Source organism: Streptococcus sp. 2022WUSS037, from assembly GCF_044427225.1.
In the GTDB taxonomy this organism is placed as follows: Bacteria; Bacillota; Bacilli; order Lactobacillales; family Streptococcaceae; genus Streptococcus.
On the sequence record NZ_JAOTGJ010000016.1, the window covers coordinates 15,201 to 29,868 of the forward strand.

Annotated in this window: 19 protein-coding genes and 1 pseudogene; 3 read left to right on the top strand and 17 right to left on the bottom strand. The window is 41.1% G+C overall.

The window, feature by feature from the left end; all coding sequences use genetic code 11:
- Positions 1-113: 113 nt before the first annotated feature.
- The 5 genes and pseudogenes from ODU55_RS06885 to rimP form a co-directional block, all read right to left on the bottom strand.
- Positions 114-231 (bottom strand): annotated as a pseudogene (locus ODU55_RS06885) (translation initiation factor IF-2 N-terminal domain-containing protein); the annotation flags it as partial.
- A 17-nt stretch (positions 232-248) separates the two neighbouring features.
- Entirely contained in the window at positions 249-557 is a 309-nt protein-coding gene (locus tag ODU55_RS06890) for a YlxQ-related RNA-binding protein (RefSeq protein ID WP_398582360.1), read from the bottom strand.
- Positions 544-840, bottom strand: coding sequence for an RNase P modulator RnpM (rnpM, locus tag ODU55_RS06895; RefSeq protein ID WP_002942375.1), 297 nt, complete (start codon positions 838-840; stop codon positions 544-546). The genes ODU55_RS06890 and rnpM overlap by 14 nt, the downstream gene beginning before the upstream one ends.
- 16 nt (positions 841-856) lie before the next feature.
- Positions 857-1,999: a transcription termination factor NusA gene (nusA, locus tag ODU55_RS06900; protein ID WP_398582373.1), complete on the bottom strand. Its 1,143-nt coding sequence runs from the start codon at positions 1,997-1,999 to the stop codon at positions 857-859.
- Between the two features lie 39 nt (positions 2,000-2,038).
- Entirely contained in the window at positions 2,039-2,509 is a 471-nt protein-coding gene (gene rimP / locus ODU55_RS06905; RefSeq protein ID WP_105106918.1) for a ribosome maturation factor RimP, read from the bottom strand.
- A gap of 217 nt (positions 2,510-2,726) precedes the next feature.
- On the opposite strand from rimP, the gene ODU55_RS06910 reads away from it, so the two are divergent.
- The gene (locus tag ODU55_RS06910) at positions 2,727-2,915 is read left to right on the top strand and encodes a hypothetical protein (protein ID WP_398582361.1); all 189 of its coding nucleotides are present in this window, start codon (positions 2,727-2,729) and stop codon (positions 2,913-2,915) included.
- A 34-nt stretch (positions 2,916-2,949) separates the two neighbouring features.
- Here the strand turns inward: ODU55_RS06910 and trmB are convergent, their stop codons facing one another.
- The 4 genes from trmB to ODU55_RS06930 are packed head-to-tail and all read right to left on the bottom strand — an operon-like array spanning position 2,950 to position 6,197.
- Positions 2,950-3,585, bottom strand: coding sequence for a tRNA (guanosine(46)-N7)-methyltransferase TrmB (trmB, locus tag ODU55_RS06915; RefSeq protein WP_002942362.1), 636 nt, complete (start codon positions 3,583-3,585; stop codon positions 2,950-2,952).
- Positions 3,582-4,376 carry a cell cycle regulator CcrZ gene (ccrZ, locus tag ODU55_RS06920; protein WP_398582362.1) on the bottom strand — a complete coding sequence of 265 codons (795 nt, stop codon included), beginning with the start codon at positions 4,374-4,376 and terminating at the stop codon, positions 3,582-3,584. Before ccrZ ends, trmB begins: the two co-directional genes overlap by 4 nt.
- Positions 4,377-4,425: 49 nt before the next feature.
- Positions 4,426-5,466 (bottom strand): ABC transporter permease, encoded by a 1,041-nt coding sequence (locus tag ODU55_RS06925; RefSeq protein WP_398582363.1) that lies wholly within the window; start codon positions 5,464-5,466, stop codon positions 4,426-4,428.
- A complete protein-coding gene (locus ODU55_RS06930) occupies positions 5,463-6,197 on the bottom strand; it encodes an ABC transporter ATP-binding protein (RefSeq protein ID WP_002942356.1) in 735 nt (244 codons plus the stop codon). The genes ODU55_RS06925 and ODU55_RS06930 overlap by 4 nt, the downstream gene beginning before the upstream one ends.
- Before the next feature lie 62 nt (positions 6,198-6,259).
- Between ODU55_RS06930 and ODU55_RS06935 the strand changes: the two genes are divergently transcribed.
- Together ODU55_RS06935 and ODU55_RS06940 are read left to right on the top strand one after the other, a co-directional pair.
- A complete protein-coding gene (locus ODU55_RS06935) occupies positions 6,260-6,673 on the top strand; it encodes an HIT family protein (protein ID WP_024386232.1) in 414 nt (137 codons plus the stop codon).
- Position 6,674: 1 nt separating this feature from the next.
- Positions 6,675-6,977: a chemotaxis protein gene (locus ODU55_RS06940; RefSeq protein ID WP_398582364.1), complete on the top strand. Its 303-nt coding sequence runs from the start codon at positions 6,675-6,677 to the stop codon at positions 6,975-6,977.
- A 468-nt stretch (positions 6,978-7,445) separates the two neighbouring features.
- Here the strand turns inward: ODU55_RS06940 and ODU55_RS06945 are convergent, their stop codons facing one another.
- The 8 genes from ODU55_RS06945 to ODU55_RS06980 form a co-directional block, all read right to left on the bottom strand.
- The gene (locus tag ODU55_RS06945; protein WP_398582365.1) at positions 7,446-8,639 is read right to left on the bottom strand and encodes an LCP family protein; all 1,194 of its coding nucleotides are present in this window, start codon (positions 8,637-8,639) and stop codon (positions 7,446-7,448) included.
- The gene (locus ODU55_RS06950) at positions 8,636-9,163 is read right to left on the bottom strand and encodes a GNAT family N-acetyltransferase (protein ID WP_398582366.1); all 528 of its coding nucleotides are present in this window, start codon (positions 9,161-9,163) and stop codon (positions 8,636-8,638) included. Before ODU55_RS06950 ends, ODU55_RS06945 begins: the two co-directional genes overlap by 4 nt.
- Positions 9,156-9,596, bottom strand: coding sequence for a tRNA (adenosine(37)-N6)-threonylcarbamoyltransferase complex ATPase subunit type 1 TsaE (gene tsaE, locus ODU55_RS06955; RefSeq protein WP_024377879.1), 441 nt, complete (start codon positions 9,594-9,596; stop codon positions 9,156-9,158). Before tsaE ends, ODU55_RS06950 begins: the two co-directional genes overlap by 8 nt.
- Positions 9,597-9,696: 100 nt before the next feature.
- Positions 9,697-11,361: a DAK2 domain-containing protein gene (locus tag ODU55_RS06960; protein ID WP_024376438.1), complete on the bottom strand. Its 1,665-nt coding sequence runs from the start codon at positions 11,359-11,361 to the stop codon at positions 9,697-9,699.
- A 2-nt stretch (positions 11,362-11,363) separates the two neighbouring features.
- Positions 11,364-11,729 (bottom strand): Asp23/Gls24 family envelope stress response protein, encoded by a 366-nt coding sequence (locus ODU55_RS06965; RefSeq protein ID WP_002939192.1) that lies wholly within the window; start codon positions 11,727-11,729, stop codon positions 11,364-11,366.
- 121 nt (positions 11,730-11,850) lie between these two features.
- Positions 11,851-12,753: an ABC transporter permease gene (locus ODU55_RS06970; protein WP_002942329.1), complete on the bottom strand. Its 903-nt coding sequence runs from the start codon at positions 12,751-12,753 to the stop codon at positions 11,851-11,853.
- Positions 12,754-12,766: 13 nt separating this feature from the next.
- A complete protein-coding gene (opp4B, locus tag ODU55_RS06975) occupies positions 12,767-13,723 on the bottom strand; it encodes an oligopeptide ABC transporter permease (protein WP_002942327.1) in 957 nt (318 codons plus the stop codon).
- 1 nt (position 13,724) lies between these two features.
- Positions 13,725-14,666, bottom strand: coding sequence for an ATP-binding cassette domain-containing protein (locus ODU55_RS06980; protein WP_029694212.1), 942 nt, complete (start codon positions 14,664-14,666; stop codon positions 13,725-13,727).
- Between the last annotated feature and the right edge of the window lie 2 nt (positions 14,667-14,668).

A 14,668-nucleotide genomic window follows, 5' to 3' on the forward strand; every position in this document is an offset into this window, starting at 1 on the left:
TTCCACTTTTGGAGTTTCATCAACCTTCTCAGGCTTGCTAACTTTTGCCGCAACTTTAGTTGCCTCTGATTTTTGTCCACCAAAGCTTTCTGCAAGGCGTTTAGCACTTGCTTCATCTACGCTTGAAGCATGACTTTTGACTTCAAAACCCAATTCTTGAGCCTTAGCAACAACTTCCTTACTGCTTACGCCTAATTCACGGGCTATTTCATTCAATCTCTTCTTAGACAATGCCTTGTCCTCCTGTTCTATTCCATAATAGACCTCATCTTCTTTGTAAATCCAGCGTCTGTCACTGCAAGAACTTTTCTAGCCTTGCCGACAGCTGCACTCAATTCCAGTGTTGAAAACACTGTTACAACTTCTACTTGATAGGTATGACTTTTATCTGTTACTTTTTTACTTAAATTTCCAGCAGCATCTTCGGCTAAAAACACCAATTTTGCCTGCCTTTTTTGAATAGCTTCAACAACCAGGTCCTCACCCGAAACCAGGCGACCAGCTCGCTGGGCCAAACCTAATAAATTTAAGATTTTCTGTCTCTTATTCGAGTCCAAGTTCTCTCCTCTTGATCTTATGATCAACATAGGCAATTAATTCATCGTAAAATTCTTCGGCCACTTCCATACTAAAGGAACGATCGAAGACACGACGTTTCTTAGCTTGGCTTGCCTCATCATTATCAAGCTTGATGTAAGCTCCTCGACCATTTGCCTTGCCTGTTGGATCGATAAATACTTGACCTTCTTTATTTTTTACAATACGGAGCAAATCCCGTTTGTCGATGATTTCACCGGACACCACAGACTTGCGCAAGGGTATTTTTCTAGCTTTTGCCATGGTTGCTCCTTTTGCCTTATTCTTGTTCTTCTGCGACTTCTTCTACTAGCTCTTCTGTCGCATACTGTTCAGCTTCAAAGGCTTCGTATTCTGATGCTGACTTGATGTCGATGCGGAATCCTGTCAAATGGGCTGCCAAACGAACGTTTTGTCCACGACGACCGATTGCTAGTGACAATTTATCATCTGGCACAACGACTGTAGCATGTTTGCCATCTTCTGTATCAAACAATACTTGGTCAACTTCTGCAGGTGCAAGTGCATTGTAGATAAATTCCGCTTCGTCAGCTACCCACTCGATAACGTCAATATTTTCCTCAGTAGGAATCATACGGTCATTCTTAGCATCGTAACGAGCTGGGTGGAATTTGCTCGTGATTTTCTTAATATTTGAACCACCACGACCAACGATCGTACCAATAGCATCCACGTTTGGATTGTGGCTACGAACAGCGACTTTCGTACGGTCACCCGCTTCACGAGCAACACTCATGATCTCAACAGTCCCATCATAAACTTCAGGAATTTCCTGCTCCATGAGGCGTTTGATCATTTCTGGATGGCTACGGCTTACAAATACGTTAACCCCACGACCGTTGTCTTCTACCTTGTAGACATAGACTTCAATACGGTCATGTGACTGGAAAACTTCGCCAGGAATTTGATCCTGTTTTGACAATTGAGCTTCAATCGTACCAAGGTTGACATAGATAAAGCGATTATCAAACCGTTCAACGGTACCAGACATGATTTCATTCTCATGTTGCTTGTAGGTATTGAAGGTAATGGCACGCTTTTGCTTGCGCATTTTTTCCATAATGGTCTGCTTGGCTGATTGAGCAGCTACGCGACCAAATTCTGCAGGATCTTCTTGGAATTTGATTTTATCTCCCATTTCATACGCAGTTGAGATGGCCAAGGCATCCTTGAGGCTGATTTCCAACCGGCTATCAAAGACCTCATCCACTACTTCACGGACAGTATATACATGGAAGTCAGCCTTCTTCTCATCAAACTCGATGACTGCTGACTCTGCTTGTCCATAACGGCGTTTATAGGCAGAGCGGAGTGATTCCGTCACTGCATCAATAATATCCGCCTTGTTGATACCCATGTCTTCCTCTAAAATGCGGAAGGCTTCTAGCATTTCTCTACTCATCTTCATTTCCTTTTGATAGCAAAAGGTCCTTTCTTATACTTAAATTTTAACGGCTAAACGTGCCTTGGCTACAGTCGAATATGGAATGGTCACTTCTTTTTTACGGGTCTTGTCCATGTATTCCATGACCAAATCTGTTCCATCAAAGGACAGGAGAGTTCCTTCAAAAATCTTCACCTTGTCAATAGCTTGATAGAGCTTGACATGAATGTATTTCCCAACAGCCTGGGCAACTGCTTCTGCTGTCTTCAAGGGACGTTCCAAACCTGGACTGGTCACTTCAAGCATATACTGCTCTGGGAAGGGATCTGGCTGAATCGTATCCAAAAGCGGACTAATGATTTCGGATAAATCTGCCGTATCCTGAAGGGAAATCCCTCCTTCCTTATCAATAAAAATCGATAAGACGTAGTCACCACCCATTTTGCCATATTCCACATCTACCAACTCATAAGGAGCTTGGATCGCTGGTTCAATGGTAGCCGTGACTAAATCAATAATTGATGACATAGGCACCTCCTTTTACAATTCTAACCTGCTACAATTTGCATACAGGGAAAGGGTTGACTGACGTCAACCCCCTTTTCTCTTTATTTCTATCCTGTATTTTACCACAATTCCCTAGAACTGTAAAGAAAAACGATAAGGGCAACTATTGGTAAACGTTATCCATTTTTACAGTTGCATCACTAAGATTACTTTGCTATACTATCATTGGAGGTCTATCATGAAAAAAGAAAGTATAGTATTCACCCTTTGCCTAGTGCTTCTCATCATTACTCTGGCCATCTTTCTCTTTGTTGACAGCCATTTATTGTATGGCTTAGAAAGCCTTAGACCAATAGCCTACTTGCTCATCGGCTCAGCTATTGCCACTTGCATTGTCTATCTAATCCATTTTACTAAACAAAAATAAGGAGTCCATTGGGATTCCTTATTTGCTTATCTTATTAAAATCGAGCTTCCACACGATAGATAACCTGACCCTTGTTTGAGAATTTCTCCTCATACTCTGTCATAACGTTACCTTCTAAACCATCTGCATGTAAATCCAACCAAACCTGCTTCAAGACCATGCCATATTGAGAAAAACTAGCCAGGCTATACTCAAACAGACCACGATTATCTGTTTTGAAGTGGATTTCTCCCTTCTCAGGTAGAATTTCCTTATAGGTATCCAAGAAGGACTTGTAGGTCAATCTACGTTTTTCATGGCGTTTCTTAGGCCATGGATCAGAAAAATTCAGATAGAGTTGATCAATCTCCGCAGGTGCAAAATAGTTGGTCAAACTCGAACCATCCACCTGCAATAATTTTATATTTGGCAAGCCAGCTTCAAGCACACGGTCCAAGGCATAGCTTAACACGGTCATCTGAATATCAATACCAATATAGTTAATATCTGGATTTTGCGCAGCCATACCAGTGACAAAGCGACCTTTACCAGAACCAACTTCTATGTGGATAGGATTATTGTTTCCAAAAATCTCTGCCCATTTCCCCTTACATTCCTCTGGATTGGAGATAACATACTGGGGATTGTTTGCTAGAAGCTCACTCGCTCCCTTACGATTTCTAACTCTCATACTTCCTTATAGAAGCTCTGACGGAATTGCCGTAGAGCGTAAATTTCTTTATTTGCAGCCAAAACATTGTAGCTTTCTACATGCTTAGCAATTTGGTTTAGATAGCCAAGCTGGCCATACCAATAAACCTTATTTAATACTGTGCTGTTATATTTGTAGCCATAAGCCCGAAGCCACTCTTCCCAGGACTGACGAGGAATATAATGCGTCAAAACATAGGCAACATCCAACATCCGATCCGTTACACAAGCGGTCTCCCAATCTGTCAAATAAATAAAACCAGAAGTTGTTTCTACCCAGTTGCTATGATGTAGATCACCATGAACAAATGTTGCCACCTCTTGACGGAATCTTGGTAGATTATTCAATAAATCTTGGCAGATAGATTGCAGATAAGAATTCTGTCCCAATCTAGTTGGCGCCTCTTTTTGCCAACGATAAACCAAATCCTGAGGTTCCATATAGGTATAATTCATCTGCAAAGCCTGATTGAGCAAAATGCGAGAATAGTGCATTCTCACCAGTATTTGACGAATCTGTTTACTAGTCATATCTTGACGCTCCAAGGTACGACCATTCAACCACTCCTGCTCTACACGATGCCCCATTCCTACTTCACGATTTGCTGACAAAACGGGTGGTGTAATTTGCTCACGCGCAAGAGCAGACACTATCGGAGGCATCTCATACTTCACAAAGACTGGCGTTCCGTCTGACCGTAGGCCTTTAAACGCTTTGCCACTATTTCCTGCAATAGACTGTAATTGTAGCCCACTGGTATCAAACTGCATGCCTTTCCTCCTTTAAAAATTCCTTACTATTTTACTAATTTTCGTCTATTTAGTCAATCAATTTTTTTAATTTTAGAGGCAAATATATTTCATGCAAGAAAATCCCCACAAGAAGTAAGACGACTACCATCGTATTCTCTTTAGAAAATAGCAGAGCAAAGCCTAATTCCACCAGTAATAGACTGTATAAAATCACTCTAAGCAAATTCTGAAGACCGATTTTCTTGGAATCTTTCTCCAAAGGATACAGTTGTGTTACATATTGATAATCATAGTGCTTGTAAAGCCCCAACAACTGGAAGACAAGCAAATAATGAAAGACTAAAACTAGGCCGATGGATAACCACGATTCTTCGATGGCAAATAGGGACAAAATCGCCAACAACAGTAGACGTATCGTCAAGCCCAAGTAGTCTCCTGAACGCAAGAAAGCCCGTAAGTAGAGATAAAACCAAGTCTGTCTCGACTTGACAAGACGCAAGATTCCATTGAGATAGCTTCTCGGTCTAACTGTCGTGCTGATGCCTTTAACCGTCGTAAACAAGGCAAAGAAACGTAAAATAGACTGTTTCCTTTTTTGTTCATCTTGAATAGCCTTAGACCAGTCCAATACTCCCTGTGACTGATAAGCCGCTAATTGGCACTTGACAAGAAGACATTTTAAAACCAACAAAGTAAGAAGACCAGCTACAATCATCCACACCGGTAAACCCAGTTTCAAATAGATTGGTAACAAAACAAGCTGAACCACCACCTGTATAGAGGACCAAAACAAGACCGTGCGTCTGGCCGCAACCTCGAGTCCTTGCAGAATGTCTTTTTCCTTGGTCAATAGGAAGATTTGATCAGCTTCTTCTAAATAAGTCGCAATTCTTCCGGACAATAGCACCAGTAGACTGATTGCAATAACCACCAAAACAATCGGCAACGGATTCTCAGGGAATGACAACAATAATTGACGGTATTGCAAACTCAAAAAGCCTAATAAAACCATGAGAACCAAAACAAAATGGTCATTCAGAACATAGCGCAGATACTTGGAACAACGATTTAAAAAATCTAGTCGACGTTGTTGAAACAATTCTTTCATCCAGCCACTCCTTCTTGCGTCAAGGCCAGATAAATTTCGTTCAGACTTGCACCATCCATACCAAATGCGCTTTGTAGCTCCTCCAAATTTCCAGTTGCACGGACCTGTCCCTGATGTAAAATCACAAAAGAGTCGCACATTTTCTCAGCTGAGTCAAGAACGTGAGTGGACATGAGAATGGAAGTGCCCTTAGATTTTTCTTCCTCCAAAAGAGCGATCAAGTCAGAGATAGCCACAGGGTCTAATCCCAGAAAAGGCTCATCAACAATCAGCAGACTCGGCTCCACCATAAAAGCACAAATAATCATGACCTTCTGCTTCATTCCCTTTGAAAAGTTGACAGGAAACCAGTCCAATTTTTCATCCAAGCGAAACAGTTTTAACAAGTGCTCAACACGTCCCCAAGCTTGCTCCCAGGATAAATCATAGGCCATTGCTACCACTTCCAAGTGCTCTTTGAGGGTTAGTTCTTCATACAAACTTGGTGTTTCAGGGATAAACCCAATCTTCTTCCGGTAGTTTTCAGCCCCTTGTAGCAAAGTTAGGCCGTCAATTGCAATCTGTCCTTGATAAGGTGTCAAAAGACCGATAATTTCCTTAATAGTCGTTGATTTCCCTGCACCATTTAAACCAATTAGACCAACTAATTGACCATCCTCAACCGTAAAAGATACATCTTTCAAAACCGGGATATTGACATACCCTCCAGTTACATTTTTTACTTCTAACATACATTTCTTCCTACAATTTGATATAATTATTATAACAAAAATCCCAGAAAGAGGTTGCCATTATGTCGGATTGTATTTTTTGCAAAATTATCTCTGGAGAAATACCAGCTTCAAAAGTCTACGAAGATGACCAAGTATTAGCCTTTTTAGACATCACTCAGGTCACAAAAGGACACACATTAGTCGTCCCTAAAAAACACTACCGAAACGTGCTTGACATGGATGAAGAAGCTGCAGCCACACTCTTTTCTGTTGTGCCAACCATCGCTCGTCAGTTAAAAGAAAAACTTGGAGCTAGTGGTCTAAACATCGTTAATAACAACGAGGAGGCCGCTGGACAAACCGTCTTTCATACACACATCCATCTCTTACCACGCTTTAACAATCAAGATGGATTGAGCATTCAATTTAAAGCCAACGACCCTGACTTCCCAGCCCTGGCTCAACTGGCACAAGAGCTCTATCTAGGAGAATAATATGAAACTTCGTAATATCATTTTAGCCGTAAGCGCCGCTACCGCCAGCTTCCTTGCAGTCACGCATCGGGATAAAATTGCTAGAGAAGTACAGGAAACCAAACAACTTCTATCAGATATTCAATTGAGCAAGGACAATATTCAGGAACAACTTGCCATTATCCAAAGTTTTCAAGAACCCTTGCAGGAAATGGCTTCTGACTTACAATATAAGACTCGAGTCTATCAGCAAAGCATTGCAGGAAACTTGGAAGAAATCCAACAGATTCTCAAAAAATACCAGAATGAGAACAGCACTCCCTAACATAGGGAATTTCCAAATATCGTCATTTAGTTTTTCTTTTATTACTTCGACGTAAGAGGAAACTCTGTTTCCTTATTTCCAACTTCAAACACTCCACTGGATTGTTTGAACTCGCCTTGCCTAACTTCAGTTATGCCTGCGGCTTTTGATGTGAACATCGTTCACTTTATCCCCAGTCTCCAACTATCTCCCAGATAGTTGGAGCGAGTACTAAAAGTAAACTAAAAGCCTATAAAAATATAAAAAGTTGAAGAAGTTTGCGAAAAATAGCAAGTCATTAAACTCTTAGAAACATTGATATTTCGGCGTTTCTGAGAGTTTTTTATTTTCAACATAAAGAAAAAAGATTGAAGAAAATTGTCCAAAATGGACTTTTTCTTCAATCTGAGAGGTTGCAAACGACCTCTATTTTTATAGGCTTTTTGTACTCGCTCGTCAAAGTAATAAAAGAAGAACTAGATGACTACATTATTGTGACCCGCTTTCATCACCAAGTACTGGCTCTGTTGAAAAATCGGTTACCAGCTCTTCTGTTGTTACAGTCGTAGTAGCCGATGGATTCCCTATTTCTGGATCCAAGCGTTCCGCCCACGGACTTGCTTCTAGCAACAAAAGATTTGTATATACATCATAAACGTTGATTGGACTTGGCAATCCCATCTGTCCTTCGTAGACCTTCACGTTTGTGACTAAGTCGGTCTTTTCTTCTAAGCCGATAGATTTTTTCAAAATATTTTGCATTTCCAATAGATGTTCGCTGGTTGGTAATTGATAATAGATTGCATCAACCATTTGGTCCACACCGCGCAACTGATAGGAATTCAATTTAGAGACCGAGTCTTTATAACCTAGGAGGCTTGGAATTGTCGCAGGACTAATCTCAATGTTGGTTCGCATATTATTGGAGATGGCGGTCAGAATTTTCTTATACTGGGTCAAACCATCTAACTGGAGGAGTTTTTTTATAATAGCCGTGATAACTTCTCGTTGGCGTCTCTGACGTCCGATATCCCCCTCAGGATCATCATAGCGCATCCGAGCATAAACCAGCGCCTGATCCCCATTTACCAACTGTTGCCCCGGCTGGACAATAGAGGTGTAGGCAGGCTCATGTTCTGAAATGGATATAGGGAAGCCAAGAGTATTGTTTATCTCAATACCTCCAACCGCATCAACAAGCTCAACCAGACCATCCATATTTATTTCGATATAATGGTCAATGTTAATATCCATCATCTTTTCGATCGTGGCAATGGCCATCGGTGCCTGTCCGTAGCTATAAGAATGATTTAGTTTTTCAACCGTTCCTGAAGACTCCCCGTTCGCTTCTGCAATCTCAACCATAATATCACGAGTCAAGCTCATCATATTGGTTTCCTTAGTCTTGGGATTAACAGTTACCAAAATCATCGAATCACTACGGCCACCCTCCCAATCTCCCCCGCGGGTCGCTTGGTCCATATCCACCCCCATCAGTAGGATGGTTAGGGGCTCTGTCGCATCAATAGGAGTAATTTCATTTTCTCCATCTAGCTGCTTATATGTTTTTGAAATAGCACCTGTAGAAAAATTTAACAAGCTGGCACCATATATTAAGCCGGCACCTAGTGTTAAACCAACAATAGCCAAAGACATTAAGAATATTTTTTTTCCAATTGTCATACTTCACCAACTAACTTGCCCATATAATAAAGATCAAGCCATTCTCCTTCATCTGTTCTAGCCCCACGTATCTGGGTTCCTTCAATGTTGAATCCTAGTTTTTGGTATAAATGTACTGCCGCCTGATTGCGAACCTGAACCGTTAATTCCAAACGTTTCAATACATCCATTTCCTCTGCCCAATGCAATACTTCCTCCAGTAAAATCGTCCCTAGACCATGCCCCCAATAAGCTTTTTTTACCGCAATGAAAATATTTCCAATATGGCTGATGCGAAACTGCTTAGAGGACTTAACAGAAATTGCGCCGACGACTTCCGAACCAACCTTAGCCAACAGGCACAATTCACGAGGATTTTCGATTCCTGCTTCGAAGATGGTCTCCATTTCATCAACACTAAATCGAAAACCAGTCTCATCCATGACCAGATAATCCGTTTCTCTAGCAACTTGATTCATAAAATCAATAAAAGCTGCTGCATCAGCTGGTTCAGCTTCACTAAAATACACTTCTTTTTCAGACATTTTGGAACTCCTTCACTAAATCGCTACTTTGAGCCCCATGAGATTCGACTGTCAATCGTCGACCATCTCCCTCTTTCTCTATACGAATGAGCAAATAGTCATCAAATAGACTGACATCCAGTAATTCTCCCCACTCGATAACCGTTAGACCTCCTCCATAGAGAAAATCATCCAAATCAATCGAGTCAGGGTCATCTCCAATTCGATAAACATCTAAGTGATAGAGTGGCATGGTCCCCTCATACTCTCGCACAATCGTATAAGTAGGACTCTTAATCATCTGTTCAATTTTTAAACCCTTGGCCAAACCCTTGGTCAGAGTTGTTTTCCCAGCACCCAAATCCCCTGATAATACTAGAACTTGATTTGGCTTACAGGCTTTTCCAATTCTCTCACCAATGGCAATCAATTCATTTTCATTCTGACTATACATGTCTTTAATTATACCATAGCCCCAGTAGTTTGTCATAGGTCTACTGAAAATTGTAGACAAGTCGACAGAAAAAATCGCAAGCCAGAGCCTGCGATTTTGTTTATTCTACGCTGAAAAGATATGGGTAGACTGGCTGATTTCCTTGATGGATTTCAACCTCAACATCTTCAAATTGTTCTTCTAGCTGCTCAGCAAGAGTTTGAGCGAGTTCCTCATTACCATCTTCACCGATATAGATCGTTACGATTTCACTATCTTCATCGAGCATTTTCTCAAATGTAGCGACAAGTGTTTCCATCATATCTGGATTAGAAACCACAATCTTGCCATCAACCATACCAAGGTTGTCATTCTCATGGATTTCAAGACCGTCAATGGTTGTATCGCGGACCGCAGTTGTCACGCTACCACTTTTCACCTCTGCGAGAGATGCTGTCATCGCTTCAAAGTTGCTTTCCAAATCACGACTTGGATCAAAAGCAAGCAAGCTAGTAAAACCTTGTGGTAGGGTCTTAGTTTCCACAACCTTAACCGCAACTTCTGCAACCTCAGCAGCCGTCTGAGCAGCCATCAAGATATTTTTGTTGTTTGGCAACAAGATGACATTGCGGGCATTGACCAATTCAATAGCATTGACAAAATCTTCTGTTGATGGGTTCATGGTCTGACCACCTGAAATCACATAGTCAACACCTTGTGATTTGAAGATTTCTGTCAAACCTTCCCCAGCAGCTACCGCAATAATGGCATACTCTTTTTGTTCAGCCGGTTTTTGGAAACTTTCTTCTTTCTCAACCTGAGCTTCATGTTGCTCACGCATATTGTCCACTTTTACCTTGACCAAGCTACCATATTGAAGACCCGCTTGCATGACCAAACCTGGATCTTCTGTATGGACATGGACTTTAACGATTTCATCATCGTTGACCACAAGGAGAGAATCCCCAAGGTCGTTAAGGTAGTCACGGAATTCTTCATAATCAAAGTCCTTGACATAAGTAGGACCCTGGCGTAGAGCTACCATGATTTCTGTACAGTAACCAAAGGTAATATCTTCAGTCGCTACATGACCTGCAACTGACTTGTGGTGCTCAGCATTAATCATTTCAGACATAACAGCAGGTGTCGCCTCAAAATCTTCCGAAGCAATATACTCACCCGTCAAAGCTGACAAGAAGCCTTCATAAATGTAAACGAGACCTTGTCCACCTGAATCGACAACGCCAACTTCCTTCAAGACTGGAAGCATCTCTGGCGTTTTCTTAAGAGCACGATTAGCACCGTCAAGAGTGGCACGCATGACCTCAACCGCATCATCAGTCTCTTCTGCCTTTTTCAAAGCTGCAGTGGCTGCCCCACGCGAAACAGTAAGAATTGTACCTTCAACTGGCTTCATAACGGCTTTATAAGCCACTTCTACACCATGTTGAAAGGCTTGCGCCAAATCCTTACCGTCCAATTCAACCTTGCCTTTAACAGATTGACCAAAACCACGGAACAATTGCGACGTAATAACACCTGAGTTTCCACGAGCTCCCATCAACAAGCCTTTAGAAAGAATTTGCGCAACTTCTCCAACAGTAGAAGCAGACTTATCTGCTACTTCTTTAGCACCATTGGTAATAGTCATCCCCATGTTGGTACCAGTATCCCCATCTGGAACAGGGAAAACATTGAGTGAGTTCACATATTCGGCTTGTTTATTCAGACGAGTTGATGCTGCCTGCACCATTTCTTGAAATAAACTAGTTGTAATTTTAGACACAATTATTCTCCTACGACTTTGATATTTTGGATAAAGACATTGACGGCATCTACAGAGATACCTAGTTGATTTTCCAAGTTGAACTTAACGCGTTCTTGGATGTTGCGAGATACTTCACTGATTTTTACACCGTAGCTCATCACAGTATAAACATCGACTGCAATGCGACCATCTTCCAAGGTCTTAATCACAACACCTTTAGAATAATTTTCTTTTCTCAAAAGTGCTTGAAAATTATCCTTGATCGCAGACTTACTAGCCATCCCAACAACACCGAAAATCTCAGTCGTAGCACCGCCAACAACTGTGGCAATCACGTCATCAGTCAATTCGATTTGGCCGTCTTTAGTATTGATTTTAACAGTCATAATTCGTTACCTCAAATAGTTTTATCACTCCATTTTACCACATTTTCTGCTTTCTGTAAAAAACAAGCTTGTTACATCGGATTTTACAAAAAAAGAGTTCCCAAAGGAACCCTTTTCACAATTAACCTAAACGCTGTTTAGCATCTGCTGCACGTTGGAAAGCTTGTCCGACATAGTTGATACAGAGCATCATCACAAGGATGAAGATGGCTGCTGGCAACCAAATCCATGTCTTGTTTTCCAAAATATCTGCATTGCGGGCATTGGCAATCAAGGTACCCAAACTTGGTACTGTTGATGGTAGACCGAAACCAAGATAAGTCAGCGAAGTCTCAATACCGATATTTCCCGCAAAGTTCAAGGTCAAGTTAACGATAATCAATGAACTTAAGTTTGGTAAAATTTCACGGAACATAATCATGAAGTCGCTTGTTCCCAATGTTTTTGATGCATTGACATAATCTAAACTTGCCTCTGACAAAGTCCTTGTACGGAATAGACGAGCCTTGGCCGTCCAATAAAAGGCACTCATGATGAGAATGAAGTGATAGATCGTATAGTTCTTGATAACTGTCACGAACACAATGATCAACATAGTCACCGGCAAAATCATGATGAAATCGACAATACGCATCAAGAATCCATCCAAACGACCACCGTAATAACCAGAAATCAGACCGATAGAGATACCAACAATACTAGTAATAATCGTAATGGTAAAACCGATAATGATCGAGTTACGAGCACCGATAATCAGCTGACCAAAGATATCTTTACCACCTTCATCTGTCCCCAAGATATAGCCGTTAACACCTGGTTCCAAGTAACGTCCCAAAAGGTTGACTTTCATAACTTGTTCTTGATCCAACAGAAGCGCTCCGATAAAGACTGCCAAGAGAACCGTCACTAAGATAATTAATGAGGTCAATGCAAGTCGATCCTTCATAAACTCTCGCGCGATGACACGGAAGCCACCTGGAGGAGTTGAAGCAGATTGTACTTGTTTTTTATTTTCTTTACTCACCTTACTCCTCCTTCTATTTCACACGGATACGTGGATCCACGATACTCATGATAATATCTGAAATCAATGTCCCCAACAAGGTACCCATACCAAATATCAATAACAAAGCCAAGATGACACTATAGTCACGACTAGAAATAGAGTTATAGAATAACTGACCGATACCTGGATAAGTGAAAATATTTTCAATGAAGATAGAACCACCAATCAATCCTGTCAATTCATAGCCCAAGAAAGATGCAATTGGCAAGATAGAATTCCGGAAGATATGACGGTTATAAACAACTCTCTCAGGAACACCTTTGGCACGAGCTGTACGAACATAGTCCTGGCTCTTCGCATCGATAATCCCCGTACGAAGATATTGAATAGTGACTGTTGTTGACAAAATTGCCATTGTAATCGCTGGAAGAATCATATGGTGTAAGCGACTGAGAATAGCTGCAAATCCTTCTACACCACCGTCAATCGACCCACGCGTTGGGAACCAACCCAAACTAAAGCCAAACATCCAAAGCATAAGGATGGCAAAAACGAAAGTTGGAGTTGAAAATGTCAAGAAGTTATACACGCCAATGATTTTATCTGCAAGCGAGTTTTGGTAACGACCTGCAATCATACCTAAAGGAAGGGCAATCAAATAAGTCAACACCATCGTCAATAAAGACAACCAAATAGTGTTGTTTAAACGTTGCATGATGACATCAACAACTGGTTGTTTAAAAATAACACTCTGACCAAAATCTCCTTGCAAAAGATTGCCTACCCAGCGGAAATACTGAACAGGGATTGGGTCATAGTAACCTGCCGCAATCCGTTTTTGTTCAATGATTGCTGGATCAATATTGGGGTCAATCAATCCTGTAAAGGGATCCCCCGGCATCATCTTCGCAACAAAGAATGCAATGACACTCAGAATGATAATCTGAGGAATCATCATGAGCAAACGTCGTAATACTGTTTTCCACATCTTAGTTCTTACCTCCTTCTGGAAGGGCTACTTGATGAGTTGCTGAAAAAGCTTTCAAATCGTACACACGACCGTTTTCATCATAGTACTGACCTTGTTTTTCTTGGTACTCCTTCTCTGCAGCCAAACGTTTTTCCTTATTTTTCAAACGATTTACTGGATCAATTGATGGAATCGCTGACAAGAGACGTTTGGTGTAGATATGCTGTGGATTGTTATAAATATCATTTTTATTTCCAGTTTCTACGAAACGACCACGATACATGATGAACAACTCATCACACATGTGTTGTACAACACCGAGGTCATGGGAAATAAAGAGATAGCTAAGCTTGAACTCATCTTGGATACGTTTCATATAGTTCAAGACCTGTGCCTGAACAGACAAATCCAAGGCAGAAACCGGCTCGTCAGCAATAATCAAACGAGGGTTACTAGCCAAGGCACGTGCCACGCCGATACGTTGACGCTGACCACCAGAAAACTCATGCGGATATTTAATTAAGGCTTCTTCATTTAGACCAATCGTGTCCAATAATTGAAGAACTTTTTTCTTTTCCTCATCTGGAGACAGACGGTCAAAGTTACGAATAGGCTCTGCAATGATGTCCAAAATACGTTTTTTCGGGTTGAAACTTGAAAGTGAATCTTGGAAAATCATCTGTACATCACGATTAAAGTTGCCTTTTTTTCCACGCGATTTGTTGGTTACATTTTGTCCTTCATAAATAATTTGTCCTGAAGTGGCACGCTCTAAACCGATAATTGCCTTACCAATGGTCGATTTCCCAGAACCTGACTCACCTACCAAACCATAGGTTTTTCCTTCTTCAAACTCAATATTAACGCCATCGACAGCATAGACATGATCCGTCACACGGTTAAAGAAGCCACTACGAATTGGATAATGGACTTTTAAATCTTTTACTTCAATAAATCCCACTA

What these genes read in the sequence shown, in the direction of transcription:
- rnpM (WP_002942375.1), bottom strand. Translation starts at nt 840, where the DNA reads ATGGCAAAAGCTAGAAAAATACCCTTGCGCAAGTCTGTGGTGTCCGGT.
- nusA (WP_398582373.1), bottom strand. Translation starts at nt 1,999, where the DNA reads ATGAGTAGAGAAATGCTAGAAGCCTTCCGCATTTTAGAGGAAGACATG.
- rimP (WP_105106918.1), bottom strand. Translation starts at nt 2,509, where the DNA reads ATGTCATCAATTATTGATTTAGTCACGGCTACCATTGAACCAGCGATC.
- ODU55_RS06910 (WP_398582361.1), top strand. Translation starts at nt 2,727, where the DNA reads ATGAAAAAAGAAAGTATAGTATTCACCCTTTGCCTAGTGCTTCTCATC.
- trmB (WP_002942362.1), bottom strand. Translation starts at nt 3,585, where the DNA reads ATGAGAGTTAGAAATCGTAAGGGAGCGAGTGAGCTTCTAGCAAACAAT.
- ccrZ (WP_398582362.1), bottom strand. Translation starts at nt 4,376, where the DNA reads ATGCAGTTTGATACCAGTGGGCTACAATTACAGTCTATTGCAGGAAAT.
- ODU55_RS06925 (WP_398582363.1), bottom strand. Translation starts at nt 5,466, where the DNA reads ATGAAAGAATTGTTTCAACAACGTCGACTAGATTTTTTAAATCGTTGT.
- ODU55_RS06930 (WP_002942356.1), bottom strand. Translation starts at nt 6,197, where the DNA reads ATGTTAGAAGTAAAAAATGTAACTGGAGGGTATGTCAATATCCCGGTT.
- ODU55_RS06935 (WP_024386232.1), top strand. Translation starts at nt 6,260, where the DNA reads ATGTCGGATTGTATTTTTTGCAAAATTATCTCTGGAGAAATACCAGCT.
- ODU55_RS06940 (WP_398582364.1), top strand. Translation starts at nt 6,675, where the DNA reads ATGAAACTTCGTAATATCATTTTAGCCGTAAGCGCCGCTACCGCCAGC.
- ODU55_RS06945 (WP_398582365.1), bottom strand. Translation starts at nt 8,639, where the DNA reads ATGACAATTGGAAAAAAAATATTCTTAATGTCTTTGGCTATTGTTGGT.
- ODU55_RS06950 (WP_398582366.1), bottom strand. Translation starts at nt 9,163, where the DNA reads ATGTCTGAAAAAGAAGTGTATTTTAGTGAAGCTGAACCAGCTGATGCA.
- tsaE (WP_024377879.1), bottom strand. Translation starts at nt 9,596, where the DNA reads ATGTATAGTCAGAATGAAAATGAATTGATTGCCATTGGTGAGAGAATT.
- ODU55_RS06965 (WP_002939192.1), bottom strand. Translation starts at nt 11,729, where the DNA reads ATGACTGTTAAAATCAATACTAAAGACGGCCAAATCGAATTGACTGAT.
- opp4B (WP_002942327.1), bottom strand. Translation starts at nt 13,723, where the DNA reads ATGTGGAAAACAGTATTACGACGTTTGCTCATGATGATTCCTCAGATT.